Raw genomic sequence first — 24,648 nt, forward strand, 5'->3', positions numbered from 1 at the left:
CAACTCCAGGGCTCCGGGAGCCCGTTCGAGGCATGGTCAGTACCGACCGGTAACTTTACCTCGGCAAACATCGGAATCGCGCCACGCCCGGCCGGGGGTCACCCGATCGTCAACACTCCTCCACAGGACTCCCACTGACGAGGTGATAGGCCGCCCGCGCGTCCAGGAGCAGCGGGACGAGCGCGCGCTGCGACTGACGCAGCGGCACGAACACCCCGGCGTCCTCAGCCCGTACGGTCACGCCGTGCAGGGCGAGTTCGTCGCCCACCTCGGCGTACTGGGCGGCGTCCAGGCGGTAGCCGCAGGGCGGGTCGGCGAGGATCTCCGCCGGCTCGGCCGGGTCGTTGTCGGCGCCGCCGAGGTAGACCGGCCCCCGGTCGGCGAACCCGGCGCGCCGGGCGAGGGCGGTGGCCGCCGTGAGCGGCCCGCGCCGCTCGTCCAGATAGGCGAAGGCCCCGCGCAGGGCGGCGTGCTGGGTGGCGACGCGGCGCCGCCGGTTCAGGGCCGGATCGTCCTTCTCGGCCTGGTCGAAGGCGTCCACCCGGGTCTCGACCAGCAGCCCGGCGGAGTGCTTGATGCCCGCCGTGTTGCGCAGGATCCGCTCCTGGCCGTCCCCCGCGACCTGCTTGACCGGCTCGCCGGTGAGGGGGTCGGTCCAGATGCCGTAGATGCCGCTGCTGTATCCGGCGAGTCCGGCGGCGGGCCGGACGTAGGACTCCGAGAGCGTCCGGGACTCGTCGTGGACGTGCGGGTCGGCGTCGAGGCTGCGGGGCCAGAGGGCGAGCAGGTCCTTGTCGTAGTAGCGGGGGGTGGCTCCGTACTCGTGGAGGTCGTAGACGAGCGACGGCTTGCGGTCGCGGATGACGGCGGCGACCGCGCGGGCCTCGGCGGTCCGCAGGGCGAGGTGGTCGCGGTTGACGTCGATGCCGTCGCCGTTGCCGCGGGTGTCGGCCTCCCGGCCGTCGGGGTTCGCGGTCGGGACGACGAGGAGGGTGGTGCGGGCGAGGAAGCGCCGGGCCTCCTCGTCCTCGGCGTACGCGAGGTCGCGCAGCGTGCTCAGACAGGTCTCCCGGCCCGCCGGCTCGTCGCCGTGCTGGCTGCAGACGAGCAGCACGGTCGTGCCGCCCGCTCCGAGGGTGGCGAGCCTGAGCGGGCGGCCCTGTCCGGTGGTGCCGATCTCGCGCAGTGACACCCGGTCGCTCCCCCGGTCGACCGCCGCGAGGAACTCCGTCTCCTCGGCCTCGGTCGTCCACCGGCCGCCGTCGCTCTCCTCGAAGCCGGTGCGCGGGAGGGCCTGCGCCGGCGCACTGTCCGCCGCCTTCGCGGGGACGGTGACGAGCGGCAGGGCGAGGGCGGCGGCGCCGACGACGAGGGCGAGCGCCCGCCGGGAACTCCGCTTCCGGGTACGGGGGGTCATCGGGCCGCCCCCGGCAGTCGCGGTCCGGTGACGGGGGCCGGCGGGACGGGGCCGTTCAGGGACGGCGCCGCGGTCGGCGCCGGAACGGCCGGGGCCGCTCCCGTCGTCGCCCGGTCGAACGCCCCGGCACCGCCGACGAAGGGCAGCTTCGCCCAGGTGCGGGCGAGGTCGAGAGTGAGGGTCGGGGTGGTCGACGGAGGGTCGATGAGGTCCTTGTCGGTGCCGCCGACGATCAGGGCGAGCCGGTGGCCGGCCGGGACGACGTGGTCGGTCGGCGCGAGGTCGAGGGTGAGGGTGTACGCCCTTCCGGGGGTCAGCGGGCGCTCCCGGCGCGGGTCGGCCCACGTGCCGAGGTCGGCCCAGCCGCGGCTGACGACCGTGTACGCGACGTCCGCCGTACGGGCCGCGGTCTCCTTGAAGCAGGCGCTGTCGCCGGGCGTGCTCGCGCCCCAGCAGGTGCGGTCGGTGAGCGTGCTGATGCCCTCGCCGGCCGCCGCGTAGTCCCGGATCGTGGCCGGCCCGAGGTCGACGAGGACGGCGGAGAGGTACGCGGTGGACGTGGTGGGCGTCGCGGTGACCGTCACCTTCGAGGAGCCGGAGATCCGCAGGTCACGGGAGAGCGGACGGGTGACGAACCCGGCCTTCTCGGGGGTCGGGTCGTCGATCCGCGCGGCCCAGTCCAGCTCGCCCAGGGTCCGGTCGTCGGTGAGGGTCGCCGTGGCGCCGGGAGCGGCGGACGCACGGCCGAGGACGCCCGGTCCCGAGGCGGCGCCGGGGGCGGGGCGCAGGGTGGTGGTCGCCGTGGTGCGCGGCGGCCACTGCCGGTCGGTGGTCCAGGCGTCCGGGGCGCGCTCGATGTCGGCGACCGGCTCGCGGTCGACGCCGTTGTCGTAGCCGAGGAGGTAGTGGTCGAACCAGCGGTGCAGGGTGCGGACCCAGTCGGCGCGACGGAAGTCGAAGGGGTCGACGTGGCCGGTCTGGGAGAGCCAGATCTTCCGCTCGACGCCGTGGGCGGCGAGGGCGTCCCACCACTGGCCGAACTGCTTGGTGCGGACGTTGAGGTCCTGCTGTCCGTGGACGACGAAGACGCTGGCCCTGACCTTGCCGGCGTCCTTCACGTAGTCGCGCTCGGTCCAGGCCGGGGTCCAGTCGGCGCTGTACGGGGTGCCGGCGGTGATCCTTTCCTGGACGGCGCCGCAGCGGCCCTGTGCCTCGGGGCTGTTCACGTACTCGGAGAGCCAGCTGGGGTTGGCGTCGTAGAGCGGGGCGCCCTGTGAGTGGAAGTAGTCGTACCAGGAGGAGATCGCACCGATCGGAACGATCGTTTTCAGCCCTTCGACGCCGGTGGCGGCGACGCCGTTGGCGATGGTGCCGTCCCAGCTCTTGCCGATCATGCCGACGTTCCCGGTGCTCCAGGCGGTGGCGCGGGCCGGGGTGCCGCCGGTGCGGGAGGTGTAGCCGCGGGCGCGGCCGTTCAGCCAGTCGACGACGGCCTTCGCGGACTGGATGTCGGAGCGTCCGCCGACGTCGTCGCAGCCGTCGGAGCGGTTGGTGCCGGCGAGGTCGACGGCGACGAAGGCGTAGCCGCGCGGGACGAAGTAGTTGTCGTAGAAGAGCGGGAGCTGGACGGGGTTGCCGTCGGCGTCGTAGGTCTTCTTCTGGCCCTCGTTGCCGCGTCCGCAGCAGGCGTAGTACGGGCTGGCGTCCATGATGACCGGGATCCTCCGGCCGGCCGCCGCGGGCTCGCGGGGGCGCACGATGTCGACGGCGACCCGGTCGGCGCGCCCGTCGCCGTCGCCGTCGAGGCCGGTGTCGACCCAGACGGACTCGCGGACGGCGCCGGCGTACGAGTAGGCCGGCCGGGACTCGCGCGGGGCGGCCTGGACCGGGTCCGGCTGGGCGCCGGCGGGGGTGATCAGGGTGGCGAACAGGGCGGCCGTGGCCGCGGACACGAGGGTTCCGTACGTGAGTCGGGCTCCGCGGGTTCTCCGCATTCGCATCGGCATGCGCCGGAACGTACCCCGGTCGACTCCCGGGCAAAAGAGTGCCGGAGGGATTCAGGGGGGATTCCGGGTCATTCAGGTGACGGGCGGGTTCATGTCGGCCGAATGGCGATCGTGTGACAGGAGGTCCTCTGGACGTGACGGTGCGTCGGGAGGCTGAATAGGGTCCGAGTTAAGGATCGACGACCACCCGTGCGTCTTACGTTTCTTATGACTTGGGGAGCACCTGTGCACCGCAGAATCATCGTTCCGAGCGCCCTCGCGGCCTCCCTGCTGCTGGCGATCCCGGCATCGGCGGCCGACTTCAAGGTCGGCGCCCCGGGCATCGGCGACTCCTACTACCCCGCCAGCGGCAACGGCGGCTACGACGTCTCGCACTACGACCTGCGCCTGAAGTACCAGCCGGCGACGGACCTCCTGGAGGGCACGGCGACGATCCTCGCCACCACGAAGCAGGACCTCTCCCGCTTCAACCTCGACCTCGGTCTGAAGGTCAGCGAGATCCGGGTGAACGGCCGCCTGGCGAAGTTCGCCACCTCGGGCGACCACGAGCTGGAGGTCACCCCGGCGTCCCCGCTCGTGAAGAACACGCCGATCACGGTGGTCGTCCGGTACGCGGGCAAGCCCTCCGAGTTCAAGATCGACGGCTGGTCGGCCTGGGCCCGCACCCCGGACGGCGGCGTCGCCGCGCAGGAGCCCGACTCGGCCGTCTGGTGGTTCCCGTCCAACGACCACCCGCTGGACAAGGCCACCTTCGACGTCTCGGTGCTCGTGCCGGACGGCCACCAGGCCATCAGCAACGGCGTGCTGCAGTCGCAGTCCTCGCGGCTCGGCTGGACCCGCTTCAACTGGCGCTCCGACAAGCCGCAGGCGACGTACCTGGCGACGCTCGCCGTCGGCAGGTTCGACATCACGACGGACAAGACCGCGAACGGGCTGCCCGTCCTCAACGCGTACAGCAAGGACCTCGGCGACAACGCGGGCGCGGCGCGCGCGTCGATCGAGCGCACGACCGAGGTGGCGGAGTGGCTGGAGTCGGTCTTCGGGCCGTACCCCTTCAACGCCCTCGGCGGCTACGTGCCGAACGTGACGAGCGGCTTCGCCCTGGAGACGCAGACCCGTCCGTTCTACAGCCCGCGGCAGTTCGCCAACGGCTCGAACGTGTCGGTGGTCGTCCACGAGCTGGCGCACCAGTGGTACGGCGACAGCGTGTCCGTCAAGGACTGGAAGGACATCTGGGTCAACGAGGGCTTCGCCCGCTACAGCCAGTGGCTGTGGTCGGAGAAGGAGGGCGAGGGCACGGCCCAGGAGCTGGCGGACTACGTGTACGCCTCGCGGCCGGCCGACGACCCGTTCTGGACGGTGAAGCCGGGTGACCCGGGCGCCGACAACCAGTTCCACGGCGCCGTCTACGACCGGGGCGCGCTGGCGCTCCAGGCGCTGCGCAACGAGGTCGGCGACGAGACCTTCTTCGCGATCCTGAAGGGCTGGCCGCAGGAGAACGCCTACGGCAACGCGCACGTCTCGGACTTCGTCCGGTACGCGGAGCGCGTCTCCGGCCGGCCGCTGGCCGACCTCTTCGACACCTGGCTGTACCAGCCGTCGAAGCCCGCCGCCCCGGCGACCGCCCCTACGGCGGCCCTGTCGGCCCGCACCACCGCGCAGCCGACGAAGCCCGCACAGCCGAAGTCGTGGAAGAAGATCGCGGCGACGAACACGATCCACGAGAACGAGGCGCCGGGGAACCACGCGGCGCACTGATCCGGGACGCGGGCCGGGCCGACGGGCCCCACTGCGGCCCGGCCCCGCCCGTGTGGGCAGGCGTCCCGCAGGGGCGATTGCCCACACGGGCGGGGGCGCGGGCCCTACTCCTTCGCGCGGCGGGCGGCCTCGCGGGCCTTCCTGGCCAGGGGCAGATAGCGGAGGCGTTCCGGGAGGGCCGGGACCACAGTGCGGACGATGCGGGCGAAACGGCGCAGGGTGCGCTCCTGCGCGTCCGTCCACTCCAGGCCGATGGCCTCCCTCGCGTCCGGCGGCATCAGACCGACCGTGAGGAACGCGCGCAGCCGCAGGAAGGGGCGGCGGAGGACGGGCCAGAGGAGACGGAGGGCGAGCCGGAGCGGCAGCGGGCCCCGGGCCGGGGCGGGCAGCGGCAGGTCGGTGTCCAGCAGCTCCCGTACGACCGCGGTCGCCTCGATCTCCTCGGCGAGCACCTTCCGGTAGTACGGCCAGAACGCCTCGATCGTCTGTGGCATGTCCCGGTCGTGGATGCCGAGGACCCGGCCGACCTGGAGCCACTCGGCGTACAGCTGCCGTTCCTGCGCCTCGGTCAGCGGGCGGGCGAGCAGACGGAGCCCGTGCCGGTAGATCGGGAAGCCGGTCGCGTGCACCCACGAGTAGTAGGCCGGGGTGAGCGCGTGGTAGCGGCGGCCGTGGGCGTCCGTGCCCTGGATGGTCCGGTGCAGCTCCCGCAGCCGGCGGCCCTCCGCGGCGGCCTCCTCGCCTCCGTAGATCCACAGCTGCAGCGAGCGCAGGGAGCGCTCACCGCGGCCCCAGGGGTCGGTGCGGAAGACGGAGTGGTCGTCGACGCCGGCACCGATCGCGGGATGGGCGACCTGGAGGGTGAGGGCGGCGGGCAGCATCAGCAGCGCCCGGACGTCCCCCGCGACGCTCCACAGCACTCCGCCGACGGGCGGCGGCTCGGGGTCGTGACCGGCCGGGGCCCGGTCCAGCGGCTTCACACGGTCCATCGCCTCATCCTCACATGTTCCAGGCTGCACCCATGCCGCCCGCACAGCAGCGCAAACATGAGAATTCAGACACCAGAACGTGAGTTGGCGTGATCTTGCGAGCTCGGCAAGATTCCCGGCACCCAAAGGCTACCGGAAGGTAACCACGGCTGATTGTATGTGCGGCGCCAGCCCAACCCCCCACGCACTCATGGGAGTTCACGTGTCGTTCGCAGCGCTCCGCCGCGCCCCCGGCGCCGCCCTTTCGCTCGCCCTCGCCGCCGCCACCCTGGCGGCGGCCGCCCCGGGCGCGTCCGCCGCGACCACCGAGGCCCCGCGGCTGAAGGTGCTCACGTACAACACGTTCCTGATGTCGAAGACCCTCTACCCGAACTGGGGCCAGGACCACCGGGCCAAGGCGATCCCCGCCGCCCCCTTCTTCCAGGGGCAGGACGTCGTCGTGCTCCAGGAGGCCTTCGACAACTCCGCCTCGGACGCCCTCAAGGCGAACGCCGCCGCCCAGTACCCGTACCAGACCCCCGTCGTCGGCCGCAGCAAGACCGGCTGGGACGCGACCGGCGGGGCCTACTCCTCGACCACGCCCGAGGACGGCGGGGTGACGGTCCTCAGCAAGTGGCCGATCGTCCGCAAGGAGCAGTACGTCTACAAGGACGCCTGCGGCGCCGACTGGTACGCGAACAAGGGCTTCGCCTACACCGTCCTGAACGTGAACGGCAGCCTCGTCCACGTCGTCGGCACGCACGCGAACTCGACCGACCCGGGCTGCTCGGCGGGCGAGGCGGCGCAGATGCGCAGCCGTCAGTTCAAGGCGATCGACGCGTTCCTCGACGCCAAGAACATCCCGGCGAACGAGCAGGTCATCGTCGCCGGTGACATGAACGTCGACTCGCACACGCCCGAGTACGACACGATGCTCGCCGACGCGGGCCTGGTGGGGGCCGGCGCCCGCACCGGCCACCCGTACTCCTTCGACACTCAGCTGAACTCGATCGCGTCCTACCGCTACCCGACCGACCCGCGCGAGGACCTCGACTACGTCCTCTACCGCGCCGGGAACGCGCGGCCCGCCGGCTGGACCAACAACGTGGTCCTGGAGCAGACCGCGCCGTGGACGGTCTCCAGCTGGGGCACGCAGTACACGTACACCAACCTCTCCGACCACTACCCCGTGACGGCCTACTAGTAGGGGTAGCTCCCGAAGAGGCTGTACAGCCAGACACCGAGAACTCCGGCCACGCAGAGCAGGACGAACCAGGAGCCGGGGCTGGTGTGCCGCTCCCTGCGGGGGCGGCGGCCGGGGCGGGCGGCACGAGCCGCGCGCCCCGGCTTCTCGCGCTTCCCGGGCCTTCCGGCGCGGGACGGCCCCGACTCCGCGGACCGGGCCGGCTCGACGCCCGCGGCGACGTCGGCGAGCAGCCGGCGGCAGACGGTCGCGAGCTCCGCCGTCCCGGCCGTCAGGTCGACGACGACCTCCGTACGGGCCGGGGCGGTCGTCCCCCCGTCCAGGATCCGCCCGGCCCGCAGCAGGGCCCGGTCCTTGCCCCCGGTCGGGGCGAGACTGATCCAGCGGCGCACGTGCTCGCCCCGGATCACCACACCGCCGCCCCGCTCCCGGTACACGGCGTGCTCCCGCCACAGGACCCCGGCCAACTCGTCCGCGGTCTCCCTGAGTTGCACGTACATCCGACTCCCCTGCTTCCCGTTCCCCCGATGCGAACCGCCGACTCTAGCCCGCGCACCCGAACACTTCTGCGAGGGCCCGCCCTCGCGCCCGTTACCCGCCGAAGTCGTACACGGTGACCGGTATCCCCCGCTCCACGAGACGCCGGAGCACCAGCGGCTCCACCTTCCCCCAGGAGCCGCCGGCGAGGCCGCAGCCGATGCGCGGCATGTGCACGGACGCCCCGAGTTCGGCCGCCTTGTCCGCGAGGAGTCCGAGGGCGGCGTCGATCGCCTCGTACCGCACGGGCACGCCGGTGCTCCGCCCCGTCCGCATCCCCCGCTGCCCGACCAGGTTGGCCACCCAGACATAGGGCTCGACCTGGACGAACTGGGCCGCACCGAGGCCGAAGTCGTTCTTCGCGCGCTCGCGGTGCCAGCGCCGGAAGGCCGCCTCGGGCTCCGGCCAGCGGCGCGAGACGGCCAGGACGAAGCCCTTTCCCCAGCCCCCGAGGTCGTTGCAGACGTGCGCGACGATCTTGACGCCCTTGGCCTGGGGTGCGGTGGCATCCCCGCGTACGTACGTGATCACGGTCATGGGATCACCGTAGGAGACGGCACCGACAGTGCGGGCGGCGCGGAGGACGTCAACCAGGGTTGACACCTTCTGCGCTGTCAACCTACATTGACAACATGACCGATGCGACCGATCTCGCCGCACGGGCCGGCGATCGCGACCCACGGGTCGGACTGAGGGCCGTCTCCGCGCTGCGGCGACTGCTGGAACAGCTGGAGGCCGTCCAGGTGCGCAGTGCGCGCAACCACGGATGGTCGTGGCAGGAGATCGCGACCGAGCTGGGTGTCAGCCGGCAGGCCGTCCACAAGAAGTACGGGAGGCAGTGATGTTCGAACGGTTCACGAAGGCCGCACGGGCCACGGTGAAGGGCGCGGCCGCACACGCGGAGCGCGGCGGCGCGGCCGTCGTCACCCCGGAGCACCTCCTCCTGGCCCTGCTCGACCGCGAGGACACCCGCGCGGCGGCGGTCCTCGGGCAACTGTGTCCGCCGGAGCGCCGCCCGTCACTGCTCGCCGCGCTCTCCGACGCGCGGCGCCGGGCCGGACTGTCCCGGGCGGACGCGGAGGCCCTGGCCGGCCTCGGCATCGACGTCGGCGCGATCGTCGAGCGCGTCGAGGAGACCCACGGCACGGGCGCGCTGGAGGGCGACCGCAAGGACACCGGGTGGTGGTCGGGCCGCCTCTCCTTCTCCCGCGAGGCGAAGACCGTCCTGGAGAAGTCCCTCCGTGTCGCCCTGGCCCGCAAGGACCGCGAGATCGGCGACGAGCACCTCCTCCTTGCCCTCACCGCCCTCGGCGGCGTCGTCGCCGAGGCGCTGGCCGACCACGGCGTCACGTTCGTCTCCGTCGACACGGCCCTGTCCTCGCCCGCGCCCCTCTGATCCCCCGGCCCCCGATGAGGGACCGACCTGCGAGACGAGCCCTTCAGGGGCTTTTACAGCAATGGTGAGACAGCAATACTGTTGAACCATGGAGCAGGCGAGTGACGCGCAGGGGCCCGTGTACACCGTGGACGAGCTGGCCGCGCGGGCCGGGGTCACCGTGCGGACCGTGCGGTTCTACGGGACGCGGGGGCTGCTGCCGCCGCCCGTCATCGGGGCGCGGCGGGTGGGGCACTACGGGGCCGATCATCTGTCGCGGCTCGCGCTGATCGAGGAGTTGCAGCGGCAGGGGATGACGCTCGCCGCGATCGAGCGGTACCTCGAGCAGTTGCCGGACGACCTCAGCGCGCAGGACCTCGCCATCCACCGGGCCCTCGTGGCCTCGTGGGCGCCCGAGTCCGCCGAGACGATCACCCGGCGGGAGCTGGAGCGGCGGGCAGGGCGGGCGCTGACCGGACGGGACGTGGACCGGCTGGCCGCGATGGGCGTGCTCGACCGGACCGAGGACGTCGACACCTTCCGGCTCGACGGTGCGTTGTTGCGGCTCGGCGTCGAGCTGCTCGACGTGCCCATCGAGCACGAGACGATCCTCGCCTCCCGCACCGTGCTCCTGCAGCACGCGCGCGCTGCCGCCCAGGAGCTGTCCCGGCTCTTCCGGGACGAGGTGTGGAGCCCGTACCGGGAGAGCGGGGAGGACCCGGACCACGTGAGCGCGATGAAGTCGCTCTCGGCGCACATGCAGCCGATGGTGGTCCAGGCCCTCCTCACCGCGTTCCAGCGGTCCTTGAGCGAGGAGCTCAGGACTGCCTTCAGGAGTCGGTGAAGACCTCGCCGCGGTCCGCCTTCTCCACCAGGAGGGCCGGCGGCTCGAAGCGCTCGCCGTACGTCGCCGCCAGCTCGCGGGCGCGCGTCACGAAGCCGGCGACGCCGCCCTCGTAGCCGTTGATGTACTGGAGGATGCCGCCGGTCCACGCCGGGAAGCCGATGCCCATGATGGAGCCGATGTTGGCGTCGGCGACCGAGGTCAGGACGCCCTCCTCCAGGAGCCGGACGGTGTCCAGGGCCTCGGAGAACAGCATCCGCTCCTGCATGTCGCGGAAGGGGATCTCGTACCCCTGCTTCGTGAAGTGCTCGCGCAGGCCCGGCCAGAGCTTGCCGCGCTTGCCGTCCTCGCCGTACTCGTAGAAGCCCGCACCGCCGCTGCGGCCGGGGCGGCCGAACTCGTCGACCATGCGGTCGATGACGGCCTCGCCCGGGTGGGTGACCCAGGTGCCGCCCGCCTCCTCGATCGCCTTCTTCGTCTCGTTGCGGATCTTGCGCGGGAGGGTGAGGGTCAGCTCGTCCATGAGGGAGAGGACCTTCGCCGGGTAGCCGGCCTGGGCGGCGGCCTGCTCGACCGAGGCGGGCTCGATGCCCTCGCCGACCATGGCGACGCCCTCGTTGATGAAGTGGCCGATCACCCGGGAGGTGAAGAAGCCGCGCGAGTCGTTGACGACGATCGGCGTCTTGTTGATCTGGCGGACCAGGTCGAAGGCCCGGGCGAGCGCCTCGTCGCCGGTCCGCTCGCCCTTGATGATCTCGACGAGCGGCATTTTGTCGACGGGCGAGAAGAAGTGCAGGCCGATGAAGTCGGTCTGGCGCTCGACGCCCTCGGCGAGGACCGAGATGGGGAGGGTGGAGGTGTTGGAGCAGAGCAGCGCGTCGGGGGCGACGACGTGCTGGATCTCCTGGAAGACCTTGTGCTTGAGCGCCGTGTCCTCGAAGACCGCCTCGATGACCGCGTCGCAGCCGGCCAGGTCCGCCGCCTCGGCGGTGGGCGTGATGCGGGCGAGGAGGGCGTCGGCCTTCTCCTGGGTGGTGCGGCCGCGGGAGACGGCCTTGGCGCAGAGCTTCTCGGAGTACGCCTTGCCCTTCGCGGCGGACTCGGCGGAGACGTCCTTGAGGACGACCTCGATGCCGGCCCGGGCGCAGGAGTACGCGATGCCGGCGCCCATCATGCCGGCGCCGAGGACGGCGACCTTGCGGACCTGGCGCTTCTCGATGCCCTTCGGGCGGCTCGCGCCCGAGTTCACCGCCTGGAGGTCGAAGAAGAACGCCTGGATCATGTTCTTCGCGGTCTGGCCGATGACCAGCTCGGTGAAGTAACGGGACTCGATGGTGACGGCGGTCTCGAAGTCGACCTGGGAGCCCTCGACGGCGGCGGCCATGATGGCCTTCGGGGCCGGGTAGGGCGCGCCGTTGAGCTGCTTGCGCAGGTTGGCCGGGAAGGCCGGCAGGTTGGCGGCGAACTTCGGGTTCGACGGGGTGCCGCCGGGGATGCGGTAGCCGGGGACGTCCCAGGGCTGGCGGGACTCCGGGTTCGCGTCGATGAAGGCGATGGCCTTGGCCATCATCTCCTCGGCGGTGGCGGCGACCTCGTGGACGAGGCCGCTGTCCAGGGCGCGCTTCGGGGCGTACTGGGTGCCCTGGAGCAGCACCTTGAGGAGGGCGTCGGTGATGCCCATGAGGCGTACGGTGCGGGCGACGCCGCCACCGCCGGGCAGCAGGCCGAGGGTGACCTCGGGCAGGCCGATCTTGGAGCCGGGGGCGTCGAGGGCGACGCGGTGGTGGGAGGCCAGGGCGATCTCGTAGCCGCCGCCGAGCGCGGCGCCGTTGATGGCGGCGACGACCGGCTTGCCGAGGGTCTCGATGCGGCGGAGGGCGTTCTTGATCTCGATGGCGGAGTCGAAGATGTCCTGGGCGTGCTCGGGGCCCGCCTTGATCATGTCCTTGAGGTCGCCGCCCGCGAAGAAGGTCTTCTTCGCGGAGGTGTAGATGATGCCGCGGATGGAGTCCTTCTCGGCCTCCACGCGGTCGGCGATCGCCTTGATCGAGGCCCGGAAGGCCTGGTTCATGGTGTTGGCGGACTGGTTGGGGTCGTCGAGGACGAGGGTGACGATCCCGGTCTCGTCCTGCTCCCAGCGGATGGTGGTGCTCTCGCTCATGTCTGCTGCTTCTCCGTGAGTATGGGGTGCGGACGGGACGTCAGACGCGCTCGACGACGGTGGCGATGCCCATGCCGCCGCCCACGCAGAGGGTGGCGAGGCCGTAGCGCTTGTCCTGGCGCTCCAGTTCGTCGACGAGGGTGCCGAGGATCATGCCGCCGGTGGCGCCGAGCGGGTGGCCGAGCGCGATGGCGCCGCCGTTGACGTTGACCTTGTCCAGGGAGATGCCCATGTCCTTGACGAAGCGCAGGACGACGGCCGCGAAGGCCTCGTTGATCTCGACGAGGTCGATGTCGTCGATGGTGAGGCCGGCCTTGGCGAGGGCCTTGCGGGTGGCCGGGGCGGGGCCGGTGAGCATGATGGTCGGCTCGGAGCCGGAGACGGCGGCGGAGACGATCCGGGCGCGCGGCGTCAGCCCGTACCGCTCGCCGACCTCCTTGGAGCCGACGGCGAGGAGCGAGGCGCCGTCGACGATGCCGGAGGAGTTGCCCGCGTGGTGGACGTGGTCGATCTCCTCGACCCAGTGGTACTTCTGCAGCGCGACCGCGTCGAAGCCGCCGAGCTCGCCGATGTCGGCGAAGGAGGGCTTGAGGCGGGCGAGGGTGTCGGCGGTGGTGCCGGGACGGATGAACTCGTCGTGGTCGAGGACGGTGAGTCCGGCGCGGTCCTTGACGGGGACGACGGAGCGGGCGAAGCGGCCGTCCTTGACGGCGGCGGCGGCGCGCTCCTGGGAGAGGGCGGCGTACTCGTCGACGTCCCGGCGGCTGAAGCCCTCCAGGGTGGCGATGAGGTCGGCGCCGATGCCCTGGGGGACGAAGTTCGTCTCCATGTTGGTCATCGGGTCGGCGAACCAGGCGCCGCCGTCGGAGGCCATCGGCACACGGGACATGGACTCGACGCCGCCGGCGAGGACGAGGTCCTCCCAGCCGGAGCGGACCTTCATCGCGGCCATGTTGACCGCTTCGAGGCCGGAGGCGCAGAAGCGGTTCTCCTGGACGCCGGCGACGGTGTCGGGCAGTCCGGCGGCGATGGCGGCGATGCGGGCGATGTCGGAGCCCTGGTCGCCGACCGGGCCGACGACGCCGAGGACGATGTCGTCGATGGCGGCCGGGTCGAGTCCGGGGTTGCGGGCCTGGATCTCCCGGATGAGGCCGACGACCAGGTCGATGGGCTTGGTGCCGTGCAGGGAGCCGTTGGCCTTGCCGCGTCCGCGCGGGGTGCGGATCGCGTCGTACACGTACGCTTCGGTGCTCACGGGAAGCCTTTCGCGATGAGGGTTTGTCGACAAGCGGTGGGGGTGTTCGACGAGCCGGGAGGTCGGTGGTCAGCCCAGCAGGGAGCGGCCGATGATCTCCTTCATGATCTCCGTCGTCCCGCCGTAGATGGTCTGGATGCGGCCGTCGGTGAAGGCGCGGGCGACCGGGAATTCGCTCATGTAGCCGTATCCGCCGTGCAGTTGCAGGCAGCGGTCGGCGACCCGCTTCTGGAGCTCGGTCGCCCACCACTTCGCCATGGAGGCGTTGACGGGGTCGAGTCCGAGGCCGGTCGGATCGGCGTGCTCGGCGATGCAGCGGTCCACGAAGGTGCGGGTGACGGCGCACTCGGTGGCCATCTCCGCGATCTCGAAGCGCACGTGCTGGAGCTTGGCGAGCGGCCGGCCGAAGGCCTCGCGCTCCTTGACGTAGCGGGTGGTGAGCTCCAGGAGGTGCTCGGCACCGGCGATGCCCGCGACGGCGATGGCGAGGCGCTCCTGGGCGAGGTTGGTCATGAGGTGGACGAAGGCGCCGTTGAGCTCGCCGAGCAGGTTCTCCTTGGGGACGCGGACGTCCTTGAAGAAGAGTTCGGCGGTGTCCTGGGACTTCTGCCCGATCTTGTCGAGGTTCCGGCCGCGCTCGAAGCCCTCCATGCCGCGCTCGACGACCAGGAGGGAGAGGCCGCGGGCGCCGCCCTCGGGGGTGGTCTTCGCGACGACGATCACCAGGTCGGCGAGGATGCCGTTGGAGATGAAGGTCTTGGAGCCGTTGAGGATCCAGTGGTCGCCGTGGTCCTCGGCGGTGGTGCGGATGCCCTGGAGGTCGGAGCCGGCGCCGGGTTCCGTCATGGCGATGGCGGTGACGATCTCGCCGGAGCAGAAGCCGGGCAGCCAGCGGCGGCGCTGCTCGTCGGTGGCGAGCTTGGTGAGGTACGGGCCGATGATGTCGTTGTGCAGGCCGATGGCGAGACCGGGCGCGGCCGCCCTGGTGAACTCCTCGGCGAGGACGGAGGCGTACCGGAAGTCGGGGTTGCCGCCGCCGCCGTGCTCCTCCTCGACGGCGAGGCCGAGGAGGCCCTGCCGGCCGGCGGCGAGCCATGCCTCGCGGGAGACGATGCCGTCCTTCTCCCACTGCTCGTAGTGGGGCAGCACCTCCTTCTCCAGGAAGGTGCGGACGACCGCGCGGAAGGCCTCGTGGTCCTCGGTGTAGAGCTGACGCTTCATGCTTCGGGCTCCTGGGTGTTCAGGGCGGGTACGGCCCAGTCGCGGGCGACCTCTGCGGTGTCGGCACCGGGCAGGGCGGGGCCCGTACGCAGGGTGCCGGGGGTGGCGGAGAAGCGGGGTGCGGGGGCGGGCTGGGCGATGCCGTCCCGCTCGATGAAGGTGGCGCGGGCGGCCAGATGCGGGTGGCCGGGGGCCTCACGCAGGGAGAGGACGGGAGCGACGCAGGCGTCGGAGGCGCCGAAGACGGCGGTCCACTCCTCGCGGGTACGGCTCCGGAAGCGGTCGGCGACGGCCTTGCGCAGCTCGGGCCAGCGGGCGAGGTCGTGGCGGAGGGAGCCGGCGTCGGCGAGGCCCAGGAGGCGGGCGAACTCCTCGTAGAACCGTTCCTCCAGGGCGCCGACCGCCATGTGGCCGCCGTCGGAGGTCTCGTACACGCCGTAGAAGGGGCAGCCGCCGTCGAGCAGGTTCACGCCCCTGCGGTCCTGCCAGCCGCCGGTCGCGAGCATGGCGTGGATCATGGTGGTGAGGTGGGCCGTGCCGTCGACGATGGCGGCGTCGACGACCTGACCCTCGCCGTGCGTCCGGGCGTGCTGGAGGGCGGCGAGGACGCCGATGACGAGGTAGAGGGAGCCGCCCGCGTAGTCGCCGACGAGGTTGGCGGGGATGGTGGGCGGGCCGTCCGGGTCGGGGCCGATCATGCCGAGGGCGCCGGTGATCGCGATGTACCCGATGTCGTGTCCGGCGGTCGGGGCGAGCGGCCCGTCCTGGCCCCAGCCGGTCATCCGGCCGTAGACGAGGCGCGGATTGCGGGCGAGGCAGGCCTCGGGGCCGACGCCGAGGCGTTCGGCGACGCCGGGCCGGTAGCCCTCGACGAGGATGTCGGCCCGCTCGACGAGGTCGAGCACGGTGGCGGGGCCGTCCTCGGCCTTGAGGTCGACGAGGACGGAGCGCTTGTTGCGGTTGGTGAGGTCGCGGGCAGGGTCGATGCCGATCCCGGCGCCGCCGGGGCGGTCGACGCGGACGACGTCGGCGCCGAGGTCGGCGAGGAGCATCGCGGCGAAGGGGCCGGGGCCGATCCCGGCGAGTTCGACCACGCGCACGCCCGTGAGCGGGCCGTTCCGGGCGGTGTGCGTCGTGCTCATCGAGCCCCCAGGAGTATGTGACACCAATGATGTAACACCAGAGATGCTAGGAACGTGTTCCACTCGACACAAGCCCCCCGGCCGAGCAAGCGCTTGGAAATTGTGCGGGGCGGGCTCCGGGACGGGAGCCCGCCCCGGTTCCGCTATCCTCCGCCGACGACAACCGCGCGCGGCGGCGCGGTACGGCCGAGACGAGGGTCTTGATGGAGACAGGGGCGGGCGTGGGACGCGAGACCGGAGCCAGACCGTACGACGTGGTCCTCTTCGGGGCGACGGGCTTCGTGGGCGAGCTCACCGCGGAGTACCTGGCCGAGCACGCCCCGGCGGACTGCCGCTGGGCGCTCGCCGGGCGCAGCCTCGGCAGACTGGAGGCGCTGCGGGACCGGCTCGCCGCCGGCCGGCCGCGGCTCGCCGCCCTGCCGCTGCTCGTCGCCGACTCGGCCGATCCCGGCTCGCTGCGCGAACTCGCCGAGTCCGCGCGGGTGCTGGCGACCACGGTCGGGCCGTACGTCTGGCACGGCGAGGGGCTGGTCGCGGCCTGCGCGGAGGCGGGCACGGACTATCTCGACCTGACGGGCGAGGCCGAGTTCGTGGACCTCATGTTCGTACGGCACGACGCGCGCGCCCGGGAGACCGGCGCCCGGATCGTGCACGCCTGCGGCTTCGACTCCGTCCCGCACGACCTGGGCGTGTACTTCACGGTGCGGCAGCTGCCGGAGGACGTGCCGCTGCGCGTCGACGGCTTCGTGCGGGCCGGGGCGGCCTTCTCCGGCGGCACCTTCGCCTCGGCGCTGACCGCGTTCGGCCGGGGTCGGGAGATCCTGCGGGCGGCGCACGAGCGCAGGCTGCACGAACCGCGCCTGGTGGGCCGCCGGGCCCGCGCGCCGCTCGCCGGGCCGCGGTTCAGCCGGGAGACGGGGACCTGGGCGCTGCCGCTGCCGACGCTCGACCCGCAGGTCGTGGCCCGCTCGGCCGCCGCCCTCGAACGGTACGGACCGGACTTCCGCTACCGGCACTACGCCTCCGTGAAGACCCTCCCGATGGCACTCGGAGGCACCGCCGCCATCGGCGCGAGCGTCGCGGCCGCCCAACTCCCGCCGGTGCGTTCCTGGCTGATGGAGCGTTATGCCGCGGGCCGGGGTCCGTCGGCCGAGCGGCGCGCCCACAGCTGGTTCTCCGTCCGGTTCGTCGGCGAGGGCGGCGGGCGGCGGGTCTTCACCGAGGTCTCGGGCGGCGACCCGGGCTACGACGAGACGGCGAAGATGCTCGCCGAGTCCGCCCTGTGCCTCGCCTTCGACGACCTGCCGAAGACGGCCGGCCAGGTCACGACGGCCGTCGCGATGGGCGACGCCCTGACCGACCGCCTGCGCGCGGCGGGCATCCGCTTCCGGGTCGCGCACCGCGGTTAGCCCCTGTCGCCGCCGGGGCGGATCACGGCGGTCCCCCTGTCCAGGTCGACGCCCACGCGGCGCGGGGCGCCGTCCTGGACGTCGTGGCGGACGAGGCGTTCCTCCTGGCGGCGCTCGATCTGGACGCGCTTGCCGGGGTTCAGGAACGAGAGCAGCTCGTCGGTGACGGTGACACCCGCTCCGTCCGCGTCATCCTTGGCGCGGGCGGCCAGGACATGGCGCACCCACTTCGGTCTGCCGGTCCGCAGCACCACGTGCCGGGCGGCCGCCAAGAGGAACGGGATCAGGACGATCACCGCCGTGACCATCAGGCTCACCATCATCACCATGCCCGCCCAACGGCCGGCGGCGCCGCACCGTTCCCGCCCCGGGGCGCGGTCTCAGGGAGCGACGAGGCGGAAGAAATGGCCCGCCGGATCGGCGTAGACGCGCCAGGTGGGCGCCTCGCCCCCGTCGAGCGGAGTGGCGCCGAGCGCGAGCACGGCCGCGTGGGCGGCGGCCGGGTCCCCGACCCGTACGTCCAGGTGGAACTGCTGCTCGGGCGCGCCCCAGACGGGCGGATGGTGGTCGGCCACGCTCTGGAAGGCGAGCACCGGGCCGCCCGCGTCGCAGAGCACGGCGGACCCTTCTCCGACGGCGAGCGCCGGATCGGGGCACTCGATCTCGCCGCCCAGCAACCCCTGGTAGAACAGGGCCAGTTCACGGGCGTCGGGGCAGTCGAGGACGAGGCAGCGCAGACGCCCGATCATCCCAGCGTCCAGTCCGCGACGACGTACAGGATGGCGCAGGCCCAGGCGAGGGCGGAGGCCCCGGCGACGGCAAGTGCGGCGCCGAGACCACGGGTTGCGGGAACGCGAGCTGTCATGGGCACCACTCTGCCGCGGGGGTACGACAACGGGTATCCGTACAGGTACTCACCCGGGATACTCAGACGGACCCGAGTGACCCGAGTGATTCCTGCGCCTCCTTGAGTGCTCTGCGACAGAGGGAGTCGGCGTGACGGGTGGTCTCGGGCACCCGGTAGCGCGGGGAGAGGAGCAGGGTGTGGGCGCAGGCGTTGTCGAGGGAGACGCGGTGGCCCACGGAGACGTACACGGGCTTGACGCCTGCCTGGGTGCGCAGGGCCCTGCCGACCTCCTCCCCGCCGGCGAGGAGCGGGGTGAAGTCGCCGCGCGCGTCGCCGGGTTGCTCGTAGGTGAAGGTGAAGGGGTTCTTGGCGACGCCGATCGACGGGCGGCCGGTGAGGACGCCGAGGTGGCTGGCGAGGCCGAAGCGGCGCGGGTGGGCGAGGCCGTAGCCGTCGCAGACCAGGAGGCCCGGGTCGGCGCTCAGGGAGTCGAGCGCGGCGAGCACGGTCGGGATCTCGCGGAAGGCGAGGAGCCCGGGGACGTACGGGAAGGAGACCCGGCCGACCGCCGTGGCCTCCTCCACCACGTCCAGGGTGCGCGCGTCGAGCACGACGGCCGCGGCGGCGACGAGGTCGCGCTCGTCGTCGTACGCCACGTCGAGTCCGGTGACGTGCCCCTCACCCGGCGGCGGCCCGCTCTCCCCGAGCACGAGCCGCCCCCGCAACTCCCGCTGCACGTCCCGCGCGGCGTCCTCGTCGGCGGGCCAGCCCGCCGGAATCCCGATGATCGTCATGATGGGGCCCACCCTACGGCGGCCCCCGGGCGCACGGATGCGGTCAGAGGCTTCGGAGGCTGATGGCCGCGATTCCCGCCGCGGCGAACGCCTCGTCCGTCGGGCCGCTCGGCGCTCCGGCCACGCCGATGCCGGCGATCGGGGCGCCGTGGTAGTGGATCGGCAGGCCGCCGGCGAGGAACAGCGTGCCCGGGATGTCGGCCAGGGTCGGGTTCTGCTGGAGGCGGCCGACCAGGACCGAGGTCGGGGCGTTGAAGGACGCGGCGGTGTACGCCTTGCGCTGCGCGGACTCGTAGGTGTGCGGACCCGATCCGTCGCCGCGCAGGACGACGATGGTGTTGCCGTCGCGGTCGACGACGGCGACGCTGACGTGCCGGCCGGCGCGGGCGGCCGCGGAGAGCGCGGCGCGGGCGGCCTTGAAGGCGGCCTGCTCGGTGAGGTGGTCGGTCTGGACGACGTTCTTGTCCTTCACCTCGCCCGGGCCCGAGACCGCGATCGCGGGCGCGGCGCTCGCCAGGCCCAGGCCGAGGACGAGCAGGGAGGCGCCGACGGCGACGCGCGTGCGCGGGAACGGGGAACGCTTCACGGGGAGACTCTCCTGGGGCACCGCGCCCCGGGGCCCCGGGGCGTGGTGCCCGGTCATTGGGGCAGCCCCGTTCGCGGTTGCCCGGCCGGCGGCGCGCCCGGTGGGCCGTACGTGGGACCGGTCGTACGCCGAACGGCCGCCGGTCGGCACGGGTAGCCTGGCGATCATGTTCATTCTCGAATTGACCTACACCGCGCCGATCGAGCGGGTGGACGCGCTGCTCGACGCGCACGTCGAATGGCTGGACGCGCAGTACGCCGCCGGCGTGTTCCTGGCGTCGGGTCGGAAGAACCCGCGGGACGGCGGGATCATCCTGGCCGCCGGGGTCGACCGCGCGGAGATCGAGAAGATCGCGGCGGCCGACCCGTTCAGCGCCGAGGGCGTGTGCGCGTACCGGATCACGGAGTTCTACGCGACCAAGACGGCCGACGGGATCGCCGCGTACCGGGAGGAGCTGCCCTCCTAGTCCTTCGTGGCGAGGCGGGCGATGCGGCCCTTCTCGCCGGAGGCCCAGCAGGAGCCGTCCGCGGTGCAGTCGACCGTGTCGTACGAGCCGGTGTCGACCGTGCGCCAGGTGCGGCCGCCGTCGGTGGTGAGGTCGGTGCCGGTCGGGCCGACGGCAAGCGCGGCCGCCTTGCCGTGCGGGAGCCAGGCGACGCCGGAGCGGTAGGCGGGCGGCGGGGTCGCCGAGGGGTTCCAGGTGCGTCCGCCGTCGGTGCTGACCGCGCCGGCCGAAGGGGACGGCTGGTCCTTGCGGTAGTCGCCGCCGACGGCGATGCCGTGCGTACGGTCGCGGAAGGCGAGCCCGAAGACGCCGCGGGCCGGGTCGCCGGCCGGGATCGGCGTGTCGGTGGCCGTCCAGTTCAGTCCCCGGTCGGCGGAGTGGAGCACGCGCGCGGTGGCGCCGCCGCCCGTGGCGAGCCACACGTCCCGGGGGCCGGCCGACACGAGGCACTGGCCGCTCGCGGCGAAGCCCGCCTCGCCGGGGAGCGCGTCGGGCATCCCGGCGCTCGGCAGGACCTCCCAGGAGCGGCCGCCGTCGCGGGTGGAGAGGATGCGGTACTTCCCGTCGACCGGGTCGCTCAGGGCGAGTCCGTGCCGGTGGTCGAAGAAGGTCATGCAGTCGTAGAAGGCGCGCGCGTCGGTGTTGCGGAAGGACTCGGTCCAGGTGGCACCGCCGTCCTCGGTGCGCAGCACGCGGGAGGCCTCGCCCTCCCCGATGGCGAGGACGACGGCCCGGCGGGCGTCGAAGGCCTCGACGTCGCGGAACTCCAGGTCGCCCGCTCCGGCCGGCGACACGTTCCGCCAGCTGCGGCCGCCGTCGGTGGTGCGCAGCACCGTGCCCTTGGAGCCCGCGGCCCACGCGGTCCTCCGGTCGACCGGCGCGAGGCCCCGGAAGCGGGCGTCGGTGCCTGTCGGTGTGAGCTGCCAGCCGGCCGCGGCCGTGGGGGTCTCCCCGGCCCGCGCCGGGGCGGCCAGGGTCAGCGCGAGCGCCGCCCCGATCAGCCCCACCGACATCGTTCGTCTCGTCTTCCCCATGGACGTCATGGCGCCGGAAGCTAGTGCCCCGGGCCGGTCGGCGTCCAGGGTGCGTCCTCGGCCCGGCGTTCCTAGGCTGGGTCGCATGACGGAAGGTGAAGGTACGACGGAGGAACGGCCCCGCCTCAAGGAGTACGAGGGCGAGGGCATCACCGTCACGTTCGAGCCGCGCCGCTGTCTGCACGCGGCGGAGTGCGTCCGCGGCCTGCCGGAGGTCTTCGACACGTCCCGGCGCCCGTGGGTGCTGCCCGACGCCGCCGACCCCGACCGGGTCGCGGAGGTGGTCCGGCGCTGCCCCTCCGGGGCGCTCCAGTACCACCACCGTCCCGAGGACGCCGTCGCCGAGCAGCCGGACTCCCCCACCACGGTCCGGCGCACGCCCGCCGGCCAGCTGGTGGTCCGCGGCGACCTCCTGGTGACCGGCGCCCACGGCGACCGCCACGAGACCCGGGCGATGCTCTGCGGCTGCGGCGCCTCGGGCAACCAGCCGTACTGCGACCACTCGGGCCCCTGCGCGGAACCGGACGACGACGACGTCCCGGAAGACCGGTGACGCAACTCACGTGGTACCGGAGTGCACGTTCCGGTCCTCCCGATCGTCTTGAGGGGTGTCAGGTGCCCTGGTGTCGGGGAGACGCACAGGATCCGAAGCCCGCGTGAGAGGAGCCGGTCTTGTCCGCCGTCATCGAGCAGGCCGTGCAGGCCCGTCTGGTCGCGTCCGCGCCCCGGATGGAGACCGTCCCCGCCACCCTGCGGTACGACCGCGAGGATCCGTACGCCGTGAGCATGGCGTTTCCGCCGCCGGCCACCCTGGAGGGCGTCGAGGTCTCCTGGGCCTTCGCGCGCGAGCTGCTCGTCCAGGGCGTCGAGCGCCCGGCCGGGGTCGGGGACGTGCGCCTGCGTCCGTACGGGTTCGACCGCACGGTGGTCGAGTTCCACGCCCCGGAGGGGGTGGCCATGGTCCATGTGCGGACCTCCGAGCTGCGCCGCTTCCTGGAGCGCTCGCAGCACCTGGTGCCGGCGGGCCGCGAGCACCAGTACCTGGACTGGGACCAGGACCTCGCGGAGCTGCTCCGCGAGCGCCCGTGACGTTAATCCGTTTGCCGCTCCTCCCGGCCGGGGCGTACGGTCGTTCCTGACCTTGTCGTCACCCGATCGGAGAAGGACGTTGCTCGTCTGAGGTTGCGAGACACCGAGCCGCGCGTGCCCCCTGTGCCGCGTGTGCCGTTCTCGACCTCGGCGTACGAGCCGTTCCTTCCACTGCCCGCGCCCCGGTGTCTCCCGCGTTGCTCCCTTTTCACGCTTGCGCGACCCGGAGGCCTGCATGGCGCATCACCCCACCTTCATCACCTGCTCCGCCCTCTCCTTCTCCTGGCCGGACGGCACCACCGTCCTCGACGACTTCCGGCTCTCGGTCGGTCCCGGCCGTACCGGGCTCGTCGGGCTCAACGGCTCCGGCAAGTCCACGCTCCTGAAGCTGCTCGCGGGCGAACTGACCCCGCTGGAGGGCACGGTCAAGGTCACCGGTGAGCTCGGGTACCTCCCGCAGAACCCGGTCCTGGACACCTCGCGGCGGGTGGACGAGATCCTCGGCATCGCCGGCAAGCGGGCCGCCCTGCACGCCATCGAGGCGGGCGACCCCGCGGAGGAGCACTTCACCGCGATCGGCGACGACTGGGACGTGGAGGAGCGGGCCCGGGCCGTCCTCGACCAGCTCGGGCTCGACCACGTCGGCCTGGACCGGACCGTGGGCGAGATCTCGGGCGGCGAGTCCGTGCTGCTGCGCCTCGCCGCGCTGCTGCTCGCCCGGCCCGACGTGCTGCTGCTCGACGAGCCCACCAACAACCTGGACCTGCACGCCCGCGCCCGGCTGTACGAGGCGGTGGAGAAGTGGTCCGGGGTCCTGGTCGTGGTCAGCCACGACCGGGAGCTCCTGGAGCGGGTCGACCAGATCGCCGACCTGCGTGACGGCGAGGTCACCTGGTACGGCGGCAGCTGGTCCGCGTACGAGTCGGCGCTCGCCGCCGAACAGGAGGCCGCGGAGCGGATGGTGCGGGTCGCCGAGGCCGACGTACAGCGCCAGAAGCGCGAACTCGCGGACACCCACATGAAGTTGGCGCGCCGCAAGCGGTACGGACAGAAGAGCTCCGAGAACAAGGTCGCCTCCAAGATCGTGGCGAACGGGCGGAAGCGCGACGCCCAGGTCACGGCCGGCAAGCAGCGCACGCTGCACACCGAGCGCCTCTCGGAGGCGCGGGAGCGACTCGACGCGGCCGTGGAGGCGGTACGGGACGACGACGAGATCCGCGTCGAGCTGCCGCGCACCTCGGTGCCGCCGGGCCGCGAGGTCCTGCACCTGCGGGACCTGGAGCTGCGCTACGGGGCGCGGGTCGACGGCGCGTTCGAACTGCGCGGTCCCGAGCGGATCGCGCTGGTCGGGCGGAACGGCGCCGGGAAGACGACGCTGCTGCGGACCATCGCCGGGGAGCTCGAGCCGCTGGCGGGCGAGACGGACGCACGGGTGCCGCTGCGCTTCCTGCCGCAGCGGCTCGACGTGCTCGACGACGGACTGAGCGTGGTGGAGAACGTGGCCCGCTTCGCCCCCGAGGCGACGGCGAACGTGATCAGGGCCCGGCTCGCGCGGCTCCTGTTCCGTGGGGCGCGGGCCGATCAGCCGGTCGGCACCCTGTCGGGCGGGGAGCGGTTCCGGGCGACGCTCGCGGCGCTGCTCCTCGCGGAGCCGGCTCCGCAGCTGCTGATGCTGGACGAGCCGACGAACAACCTGGACATGGCGTCGGTGCGGAAGCTGACGGCGGCCCTCGACGCCTACGAGGGGGCGCTGATCGTGGCGAGCCACGACGTGGCCTTCCTGGAGTCGCTGGGGATCACCCGCTGGCTGCTGCTCGACGGGGAGCTGCGGCCCACGACGGCGGAGGAGGTCAGGGGGACGGCCCCGAGCCCGGCGTGATCCTCAGGACGGGTCCTGACGGACGGGTCCTAGCGGTGGAGTAACGCCCAGGACTTGGTTCCCCCTCCGGGGGTGAGCACGGGGGCGAGCCCCCAGTCCCCGCCGTGCGCGTCGACCGCCGCGGCCAGCAGCCACATGCTGCGGCTGCGGCGGTCGCGGCATTCCTCGGCCGCGCGGGGTGCGGCATGGGCCGGGTGCTGGTCGTAGAGGACGATCCGCAACGCCTCGAACCGCCAGCGGACGCGCAGGATCATCTCCCGGTCGGGGGTGAACCGGTAGGCGGCCGAGACGAGTTCGGAGGCCGCGAGGACGGCGGTCTCGCAGAGGTCGGAGAGGCCGTGCCGGGTGAGGAGCGAGTGGACCGCCTCGCGCGCGTGTCCCGCGCAGTAGGCGCCGCCGGGGAGCAGCATCGAGTAGCTGAGGTTCTCCGTGGCGGGAGGTACGGGCCCGGCCGCGGCGGCGGTCGGGAGGCAACGCAGGGCGCCCTTCATCGGTTTGCTCACATTTCCTGGTGCATGGGGGGTCCTGCACACGAGCTCGGTAGCCCCGTGTGAGACTTGCACTACCGACCGTAGCGCACGACCGGAGCACAGTGCTACACCTTGCGGGCACTCGTA

The 24,648-nt window shown here is 72.7% G+C and carries 25 protein-coding genes and 1 pseudogene; 10 read left to right on the plus strand and 16 right to left on the minus strand.

The window, feature by feature from the left end; all coding sequences use genetic code 11:
• Nucleotides 1-109: 109 nt before the first annotated feature.
• Together ACFYX3_RS19870 and ACFYX3_RS19875 are read right to left on the minus strand one after the other, a co-directional pair.
• Nucleotides 110-1,417, minus strand: coding sequence for a M14 family metallocarboxypeptidase (locus tag ACFYX3_RS19870; RefSeq protein WP_389014947.1), 1,308 nt, complete (start codon nt 1,415-1,417; stop codon nt 110-112).
• Nucleotides 1,414-3,423 carry a Xaa-Pro dipeptidyl-peptidase gene (locus ACFYX3_RS19875; protein WP_389014950.1) on the minus strand — a complete coding sequence of 670 codons (2,010 nt, stop codon included), beginning with the start codon at nt 3,421-3,423 and terminating at the stop codon, nt 1,414-1,416. Before ACFYX3_RS19875 ends, ACFYX3_RS19870 begins: the two co-directional genes overlap by 4 nt.
• Before the next feature lie 225 nt (nt 3,424-3,648).
• On the opposite strand from ACFYX3_RS19875, the gene ACFYX3_RS19880 reads away from it, so the two are divergent.
• Nucleotides 3,649-5,181 (plus strand): M1 family metallopeptidase, encoded by a 1,533-nt coding sequence (locus tag ACFYX3_RS19880; protein ID WP_389014953.1) that lies wholly within the window; start codon nt 3,649-3,651, stop codon nt 5,179-5,181.
• 104 nt (nt 5,182-5,285) lie between these two features.
• Here ACFYX3_RS19880 and ACFYX3_RS19885 read toward each other — a convergent pair whose 3' ends face one another.
• Complete coding sequence (locus ACFYX3_RS19885) at nt 5,286-6,170, minus strand: oxygenase MpaB family protein (protein WP_389014957.1); 885 nt, start codon at nt 6,168-6,170, stop codon at nt 5,286-5,288.
• Nucleotides 6,171-6,327: 157 nt separating this feature from the next.
• Here ACFYX3_RS19885 and sph point away from each other — a divergent pair, with 157 nt between their 5' ends.
• Nucleotides 6,328-7,353 carry a sphingomyelin phosphodiesterase gene (gene sph, locus ACFYX3_RS19890; RefSeq protein ID WP_389014960.1) on the plus strand — a complete coding sequence of 342 codons (1,026 nt, stop codon included), beginning with the start codon at nt 6,328-6,330 and terminating at the stop codon, nt 7,351-7,353.
• On the opposite strand, the gene ACFYX3_RS19895 is transcribed toward sph, so the two are convergent.
• Together ACFYX3_RS19895 and ACFYX3_RS19900 are read right to left on the minus strand one after the other, a co-directional pair.
• Nucleotides 7,350-7,853, minus strand: coding sequence for a hypothetical protein (locus ACFYX3_RS19895; RefSeq protein WP_389014963.1), 504 nt, complete (start codon nt 7,851-7,853; stop codon nt 7,350-7,352). The genes sph and ACFYX3_RS19895 overlap by 4 nt on opposite strands.
• A gap of 91 nt (nt 7,854-7,944) precedes the next feature.
• Complete coding sequence (locus ACFYX3_RS19900) at nt 7,945-8,427, minus strand: macro domain-containing protein (RefSeq protein WP_376591586.1); 483 nt, start codon at nt 8,425-8,427, stop codon at nt 7,945-7,947.
• 14 nt (nt 8,428-8,441) lie between these two features.
• On the opposite strand from ACFYX3_RS19900, the pseudogene ACFYX3_RS19905 reads away from it, so the two are divergent.
• The 3 genes and pseudogenes from ACFYX3_RS19905 to ACFYX3_RS19915 form a co-directional block, all read left to right on the plus strand.
• Nucleotides 8,442-8,732 (plus strand): annotated as a pseudogene (locus ACFYX3_RS19905) (hypothetical protein); the annotation flags it as partial.
• Entirely contained in the window at nt 8,732-9,286 is a 555-nt protein-coding gene (locus tag ACFYX3_RS19910) for a Clp protease N-terminal domain-containing protein (RefSeq protein WP_389014967.1), read from the plus strand. The pseudogene ACFYX3_RS19905 and the gene ACFYX3_RS19910, both read left to right, overlap by 1 nt.
• Before the next feature lie 88 nt (nt 9,287-9,374).
• Complete coding sequence (locus ACFYX3_RS19915) at nt 9,375-10,109, plus strand: MerR family transcriptional regulator (RefSeq protein ID WP_116157951.1); 735 nt, start codon at nt 9,375-9,377, stop codon at nt 10,107-10,109.
• Here the strand turns inward: ACFYX3_RS19915 and ACFYX3_RS19920 are convergent.
• The 4 genes from ACFYX3_RS19920 to ACFYX3_RS19935 all read right to left on the minus strand — a co-directional run bounded on the left by ACFYX3_RS19920 (nt 10,096) and on the right by ACFYX3_RS19935 (nt 15,888).
• Entirely contained in the window at nt 10,096-12,270 is a 2,175-nt protein-coding gene (locus ACFYX3_RS19920) for a 3-hydroxyacyl-CoA dehydrogenase NAD-binding domain-containing protein (RefSeq protein WP_389014971.1), read from the minus strand. The two genes, ACFYX3_RS19915 and ACFYX3_RS19920, sit on opposite strands and share 14 nt — an antisense overlap.
• 40 nt (nt 12,271-12,310) lie before the next feature.
• The gene (locus ACFYX3_RS19925; RefSeq protein WP_376591592.1) at nt 12,311-13,525 is read right to left on the minus strand and encodes an acetyl-CoA C-acetyltransferase; all 1,215 of its coding nucleotides are present in this window, start codon (nt 13,523-13,525) and stop codon (nt 12,311-12,313) included.
• Between the two features lie 69 nt (nt 13,526-13,594).
• A complete protein-coding gene (locus ACFYX3_RS19930; protein ID WP_389014974.1) occupies nt 13,595-14,746 on the minus strand; it encodes an acyl-CoA dehydrogenase family protein in 1,152 nt (383 codons plus the stop codon).
• On the minus strand, nt 14,743-15,888 hold the full coding sequence (locus ACFYX3_RS19935; protein ID WP_389014977.1) for a CaiB/BaiF CoA transferase family protein: 1,146 nt from the start codon (nt 15,886-15,888) through the stop codon (nt 14,743-14,745). Before ACFYX3_RS19935 ends, ACFYX3_RS19930 begins: the two co-directional genes overlap by 4 nt.
• Nucleotides 15,889-16,091: 203 nt before the next feature.
• Here ACFYX3_RS19935 and ACFYX3_RS19940 point away from each other — a divergent pair, with 203 nt between their 5' ends.
• Nucleotides 16,092-17,297, plus strand: coding sequence for a saccharopine dehydrogenase family protein (locus ACFYX3_RS19940; protein ID WP_389014980.1), 1,206 nt, complete (start codon nt 16,092-16,094; stop codon nt 17,295-17,297).
• Here ACFYX3_RS19940 and ACFYX3_RS19945 read toward each other — a convergent pair.
• From ACFYX3_RS19945 to ACFYX3_RS19965, 5 genes are all read right to left on the minus strand, one after another.
• Nucleotides 17,294-17,626 (minus strand): DUF6191 domain-containing protein, encoded by a 333-nt coding sequence (locus ACFYX3_RS19945; protein ID WP_389014983.1) that lies wholly within the window; start codon nt 17,624-17,626, stop codon nt 17,294-17,296. The two genes, ACFYX3_RS19940 and ACFYX3_RS19945, sit on opposite strands and share 4 nt — an antisense overlap.
• Before the next feature lie 51 nt (nt 17,627-17,677).
• Nucleotides 17,678-18,046 carry a VOC family protein gene (locus tag ACFYX3_RS19950; RefSeq protein WP_359516042.1) on the minus strand — a complete coding sequence of 123 codons (369 nt, stop codon included), beginning with the start codon at nt 18,044-18,046 and terminating at the stop codon, nt 17,678-17,680.
• Nucleotides 18,043-18,162, minus strand: a complete 120-nt coding sequence (gene mmpA / locus ACFYX3_RS19955; protein ID WP_385659231.1) for a morphogenic membrane protein MmpA — start codon at nt 18,160-18,162, stop codon at nt 18,043-18,045. Before mmpA ends, ACFYX3_RS19950 begins: the two co-directional genes overlap by 4 nt.
• A 62-nt stretch (nt 18,163-18,224) precedes the next feature.
• On the minus strand, nt 18,225-18,938 hold the full coding sequence (locus ACFYX3_RS19960; RefSeq protein WP_389014988.1) for an endonuclease V: 714 nt from the start codon (nt 18,936-18,938) through the stop codon (nt 18,225-18,227).
• Between the two features lie 43 nt (nt 18,939-18,981).
• The gene (locus tag ACFYX3_RS19965) at nt 18,982-19,524 is read right to left on the minus strand and encodes a heme-binding protein (protein ID WP_389014991.1); all 543 of its coding nucleotides are present in this window, start codon (nt 19,522-19,524) and stop codon (nt 18,982-18,984) included.
• Nucleotides 19,525-19,690: 166 nt separating this feature from the next.
• Between ACFYX3_RS19965 and ACFYX3_RS19970 the strand changes: the two genes are divergently transcribed.
• A complete protein-coding gene (locus tag ACFYX3_RS19970; protein ID WP_389014994.1) occupies nt 19,691-19,990 on the plus strand; it encodes a YciI family protein in 300 nt (99 codons plus the stop codon).
• Here ACFYX3_RS19970 and ACFYX3_RS19975 read toward each other — a convergent pair.
• The gene (locus tag ACFYX3_RS19975; RefSeq protein ID WP_389015294.1) at nt 19,987-21,063 is read right to left on the minus strand and encodes a WD40/YVTN/BNR-like repeat-containing protein; all 1,077 of its coding nucleotides are present in this window, start codon (nt 21,061-21,063) and stop codon (nt 19,987-19,989) included. The two genes, ACFYX3_RS19970 and ACFYX3_RS19975, sit on opposite strands and share 4 nt — an antisense overlap.
• 85 nt (nt 21,064-21,148) lie before the next feature.
• On the opposite strand from ACFYX3_RS19975, the gene ACFYX3_RS19980 reads away from it, so the two are divergent.
• The 3 genes from ACFYX3_RS19980 (at nt 21,149) to ACFYX3_RS19990 (ending at nt 24,031) form a co-directional block, all read left to right on the plus strand.
• Nucleotides 21,149-21,616: a (4Fe-4S)-binding protein gene (locus tag ACFYX3_RS19980; RefSeq protein WP_389014997.1), complete on the plus strand. Its 468-nt coding sequence runs from the start codon at nt 21,149-21,151 to the stop codon at nt 21,614-21,616.
• Between the two features lie 119 nt (nt 21,617-21,735).
• On the plus strand, nt 21,736-22,152 hold the full coding sequence (locus tag ACFYX3_RS19985; RefSeq protein WP_376591611.1) for an SsgA family sporulation/cell division regulator: 417 nt from the start codon (nt 21,736-21,738) through the stop codon (nt 22,150-22,152).
• A gap of 235 nt (nt 22,153-22,387) precedes the next feature.
• Nucleotides 22,388-24,031, plus strand: a complete 1,644-nt coding sequence (locus ACFYX3_RS19990; protein WP_389015001.1) for an ABC-F family ATP-binding cassette domain-containing protein — start codon at nt 22,388-22,390, stop codon at nt 24,029-24,031.
• A 29-nt stretch (nt 24,032-24,060) separates the two neighbouring features.
• Here ACFYX3_RS19990 and ACFYX3_RS19995 read toward each other — a convergent pair whose 3' ends face one another.
• Nucleotides 24,061-24,534 carry an ATP-binding protein gene (locus ACFYX3_RS19995; protein ID WP_389015004.1) on the minus strand — a complete coding sequence of 158 codons (474 nt, stop codon included), beginning with the start codon at nt 24,532-24,534 and terminating at the stop codon, nt 24,061-24,063.
• Nucleotides 24,535-24,648 lie beyond the last annotated feature (114 nt).

Origin of the sequence: Streptomyces sp. NPDC002463 (genome assembly GCF_042889835.1) — a bacterium.
GTDB classification, from domain to species: Bacteria; Actinomycetota; Actinomycetes; order Streptomycetales; family Streptomycetaceae; genus Streptomyces; species Streptomyces nymphaeiformis.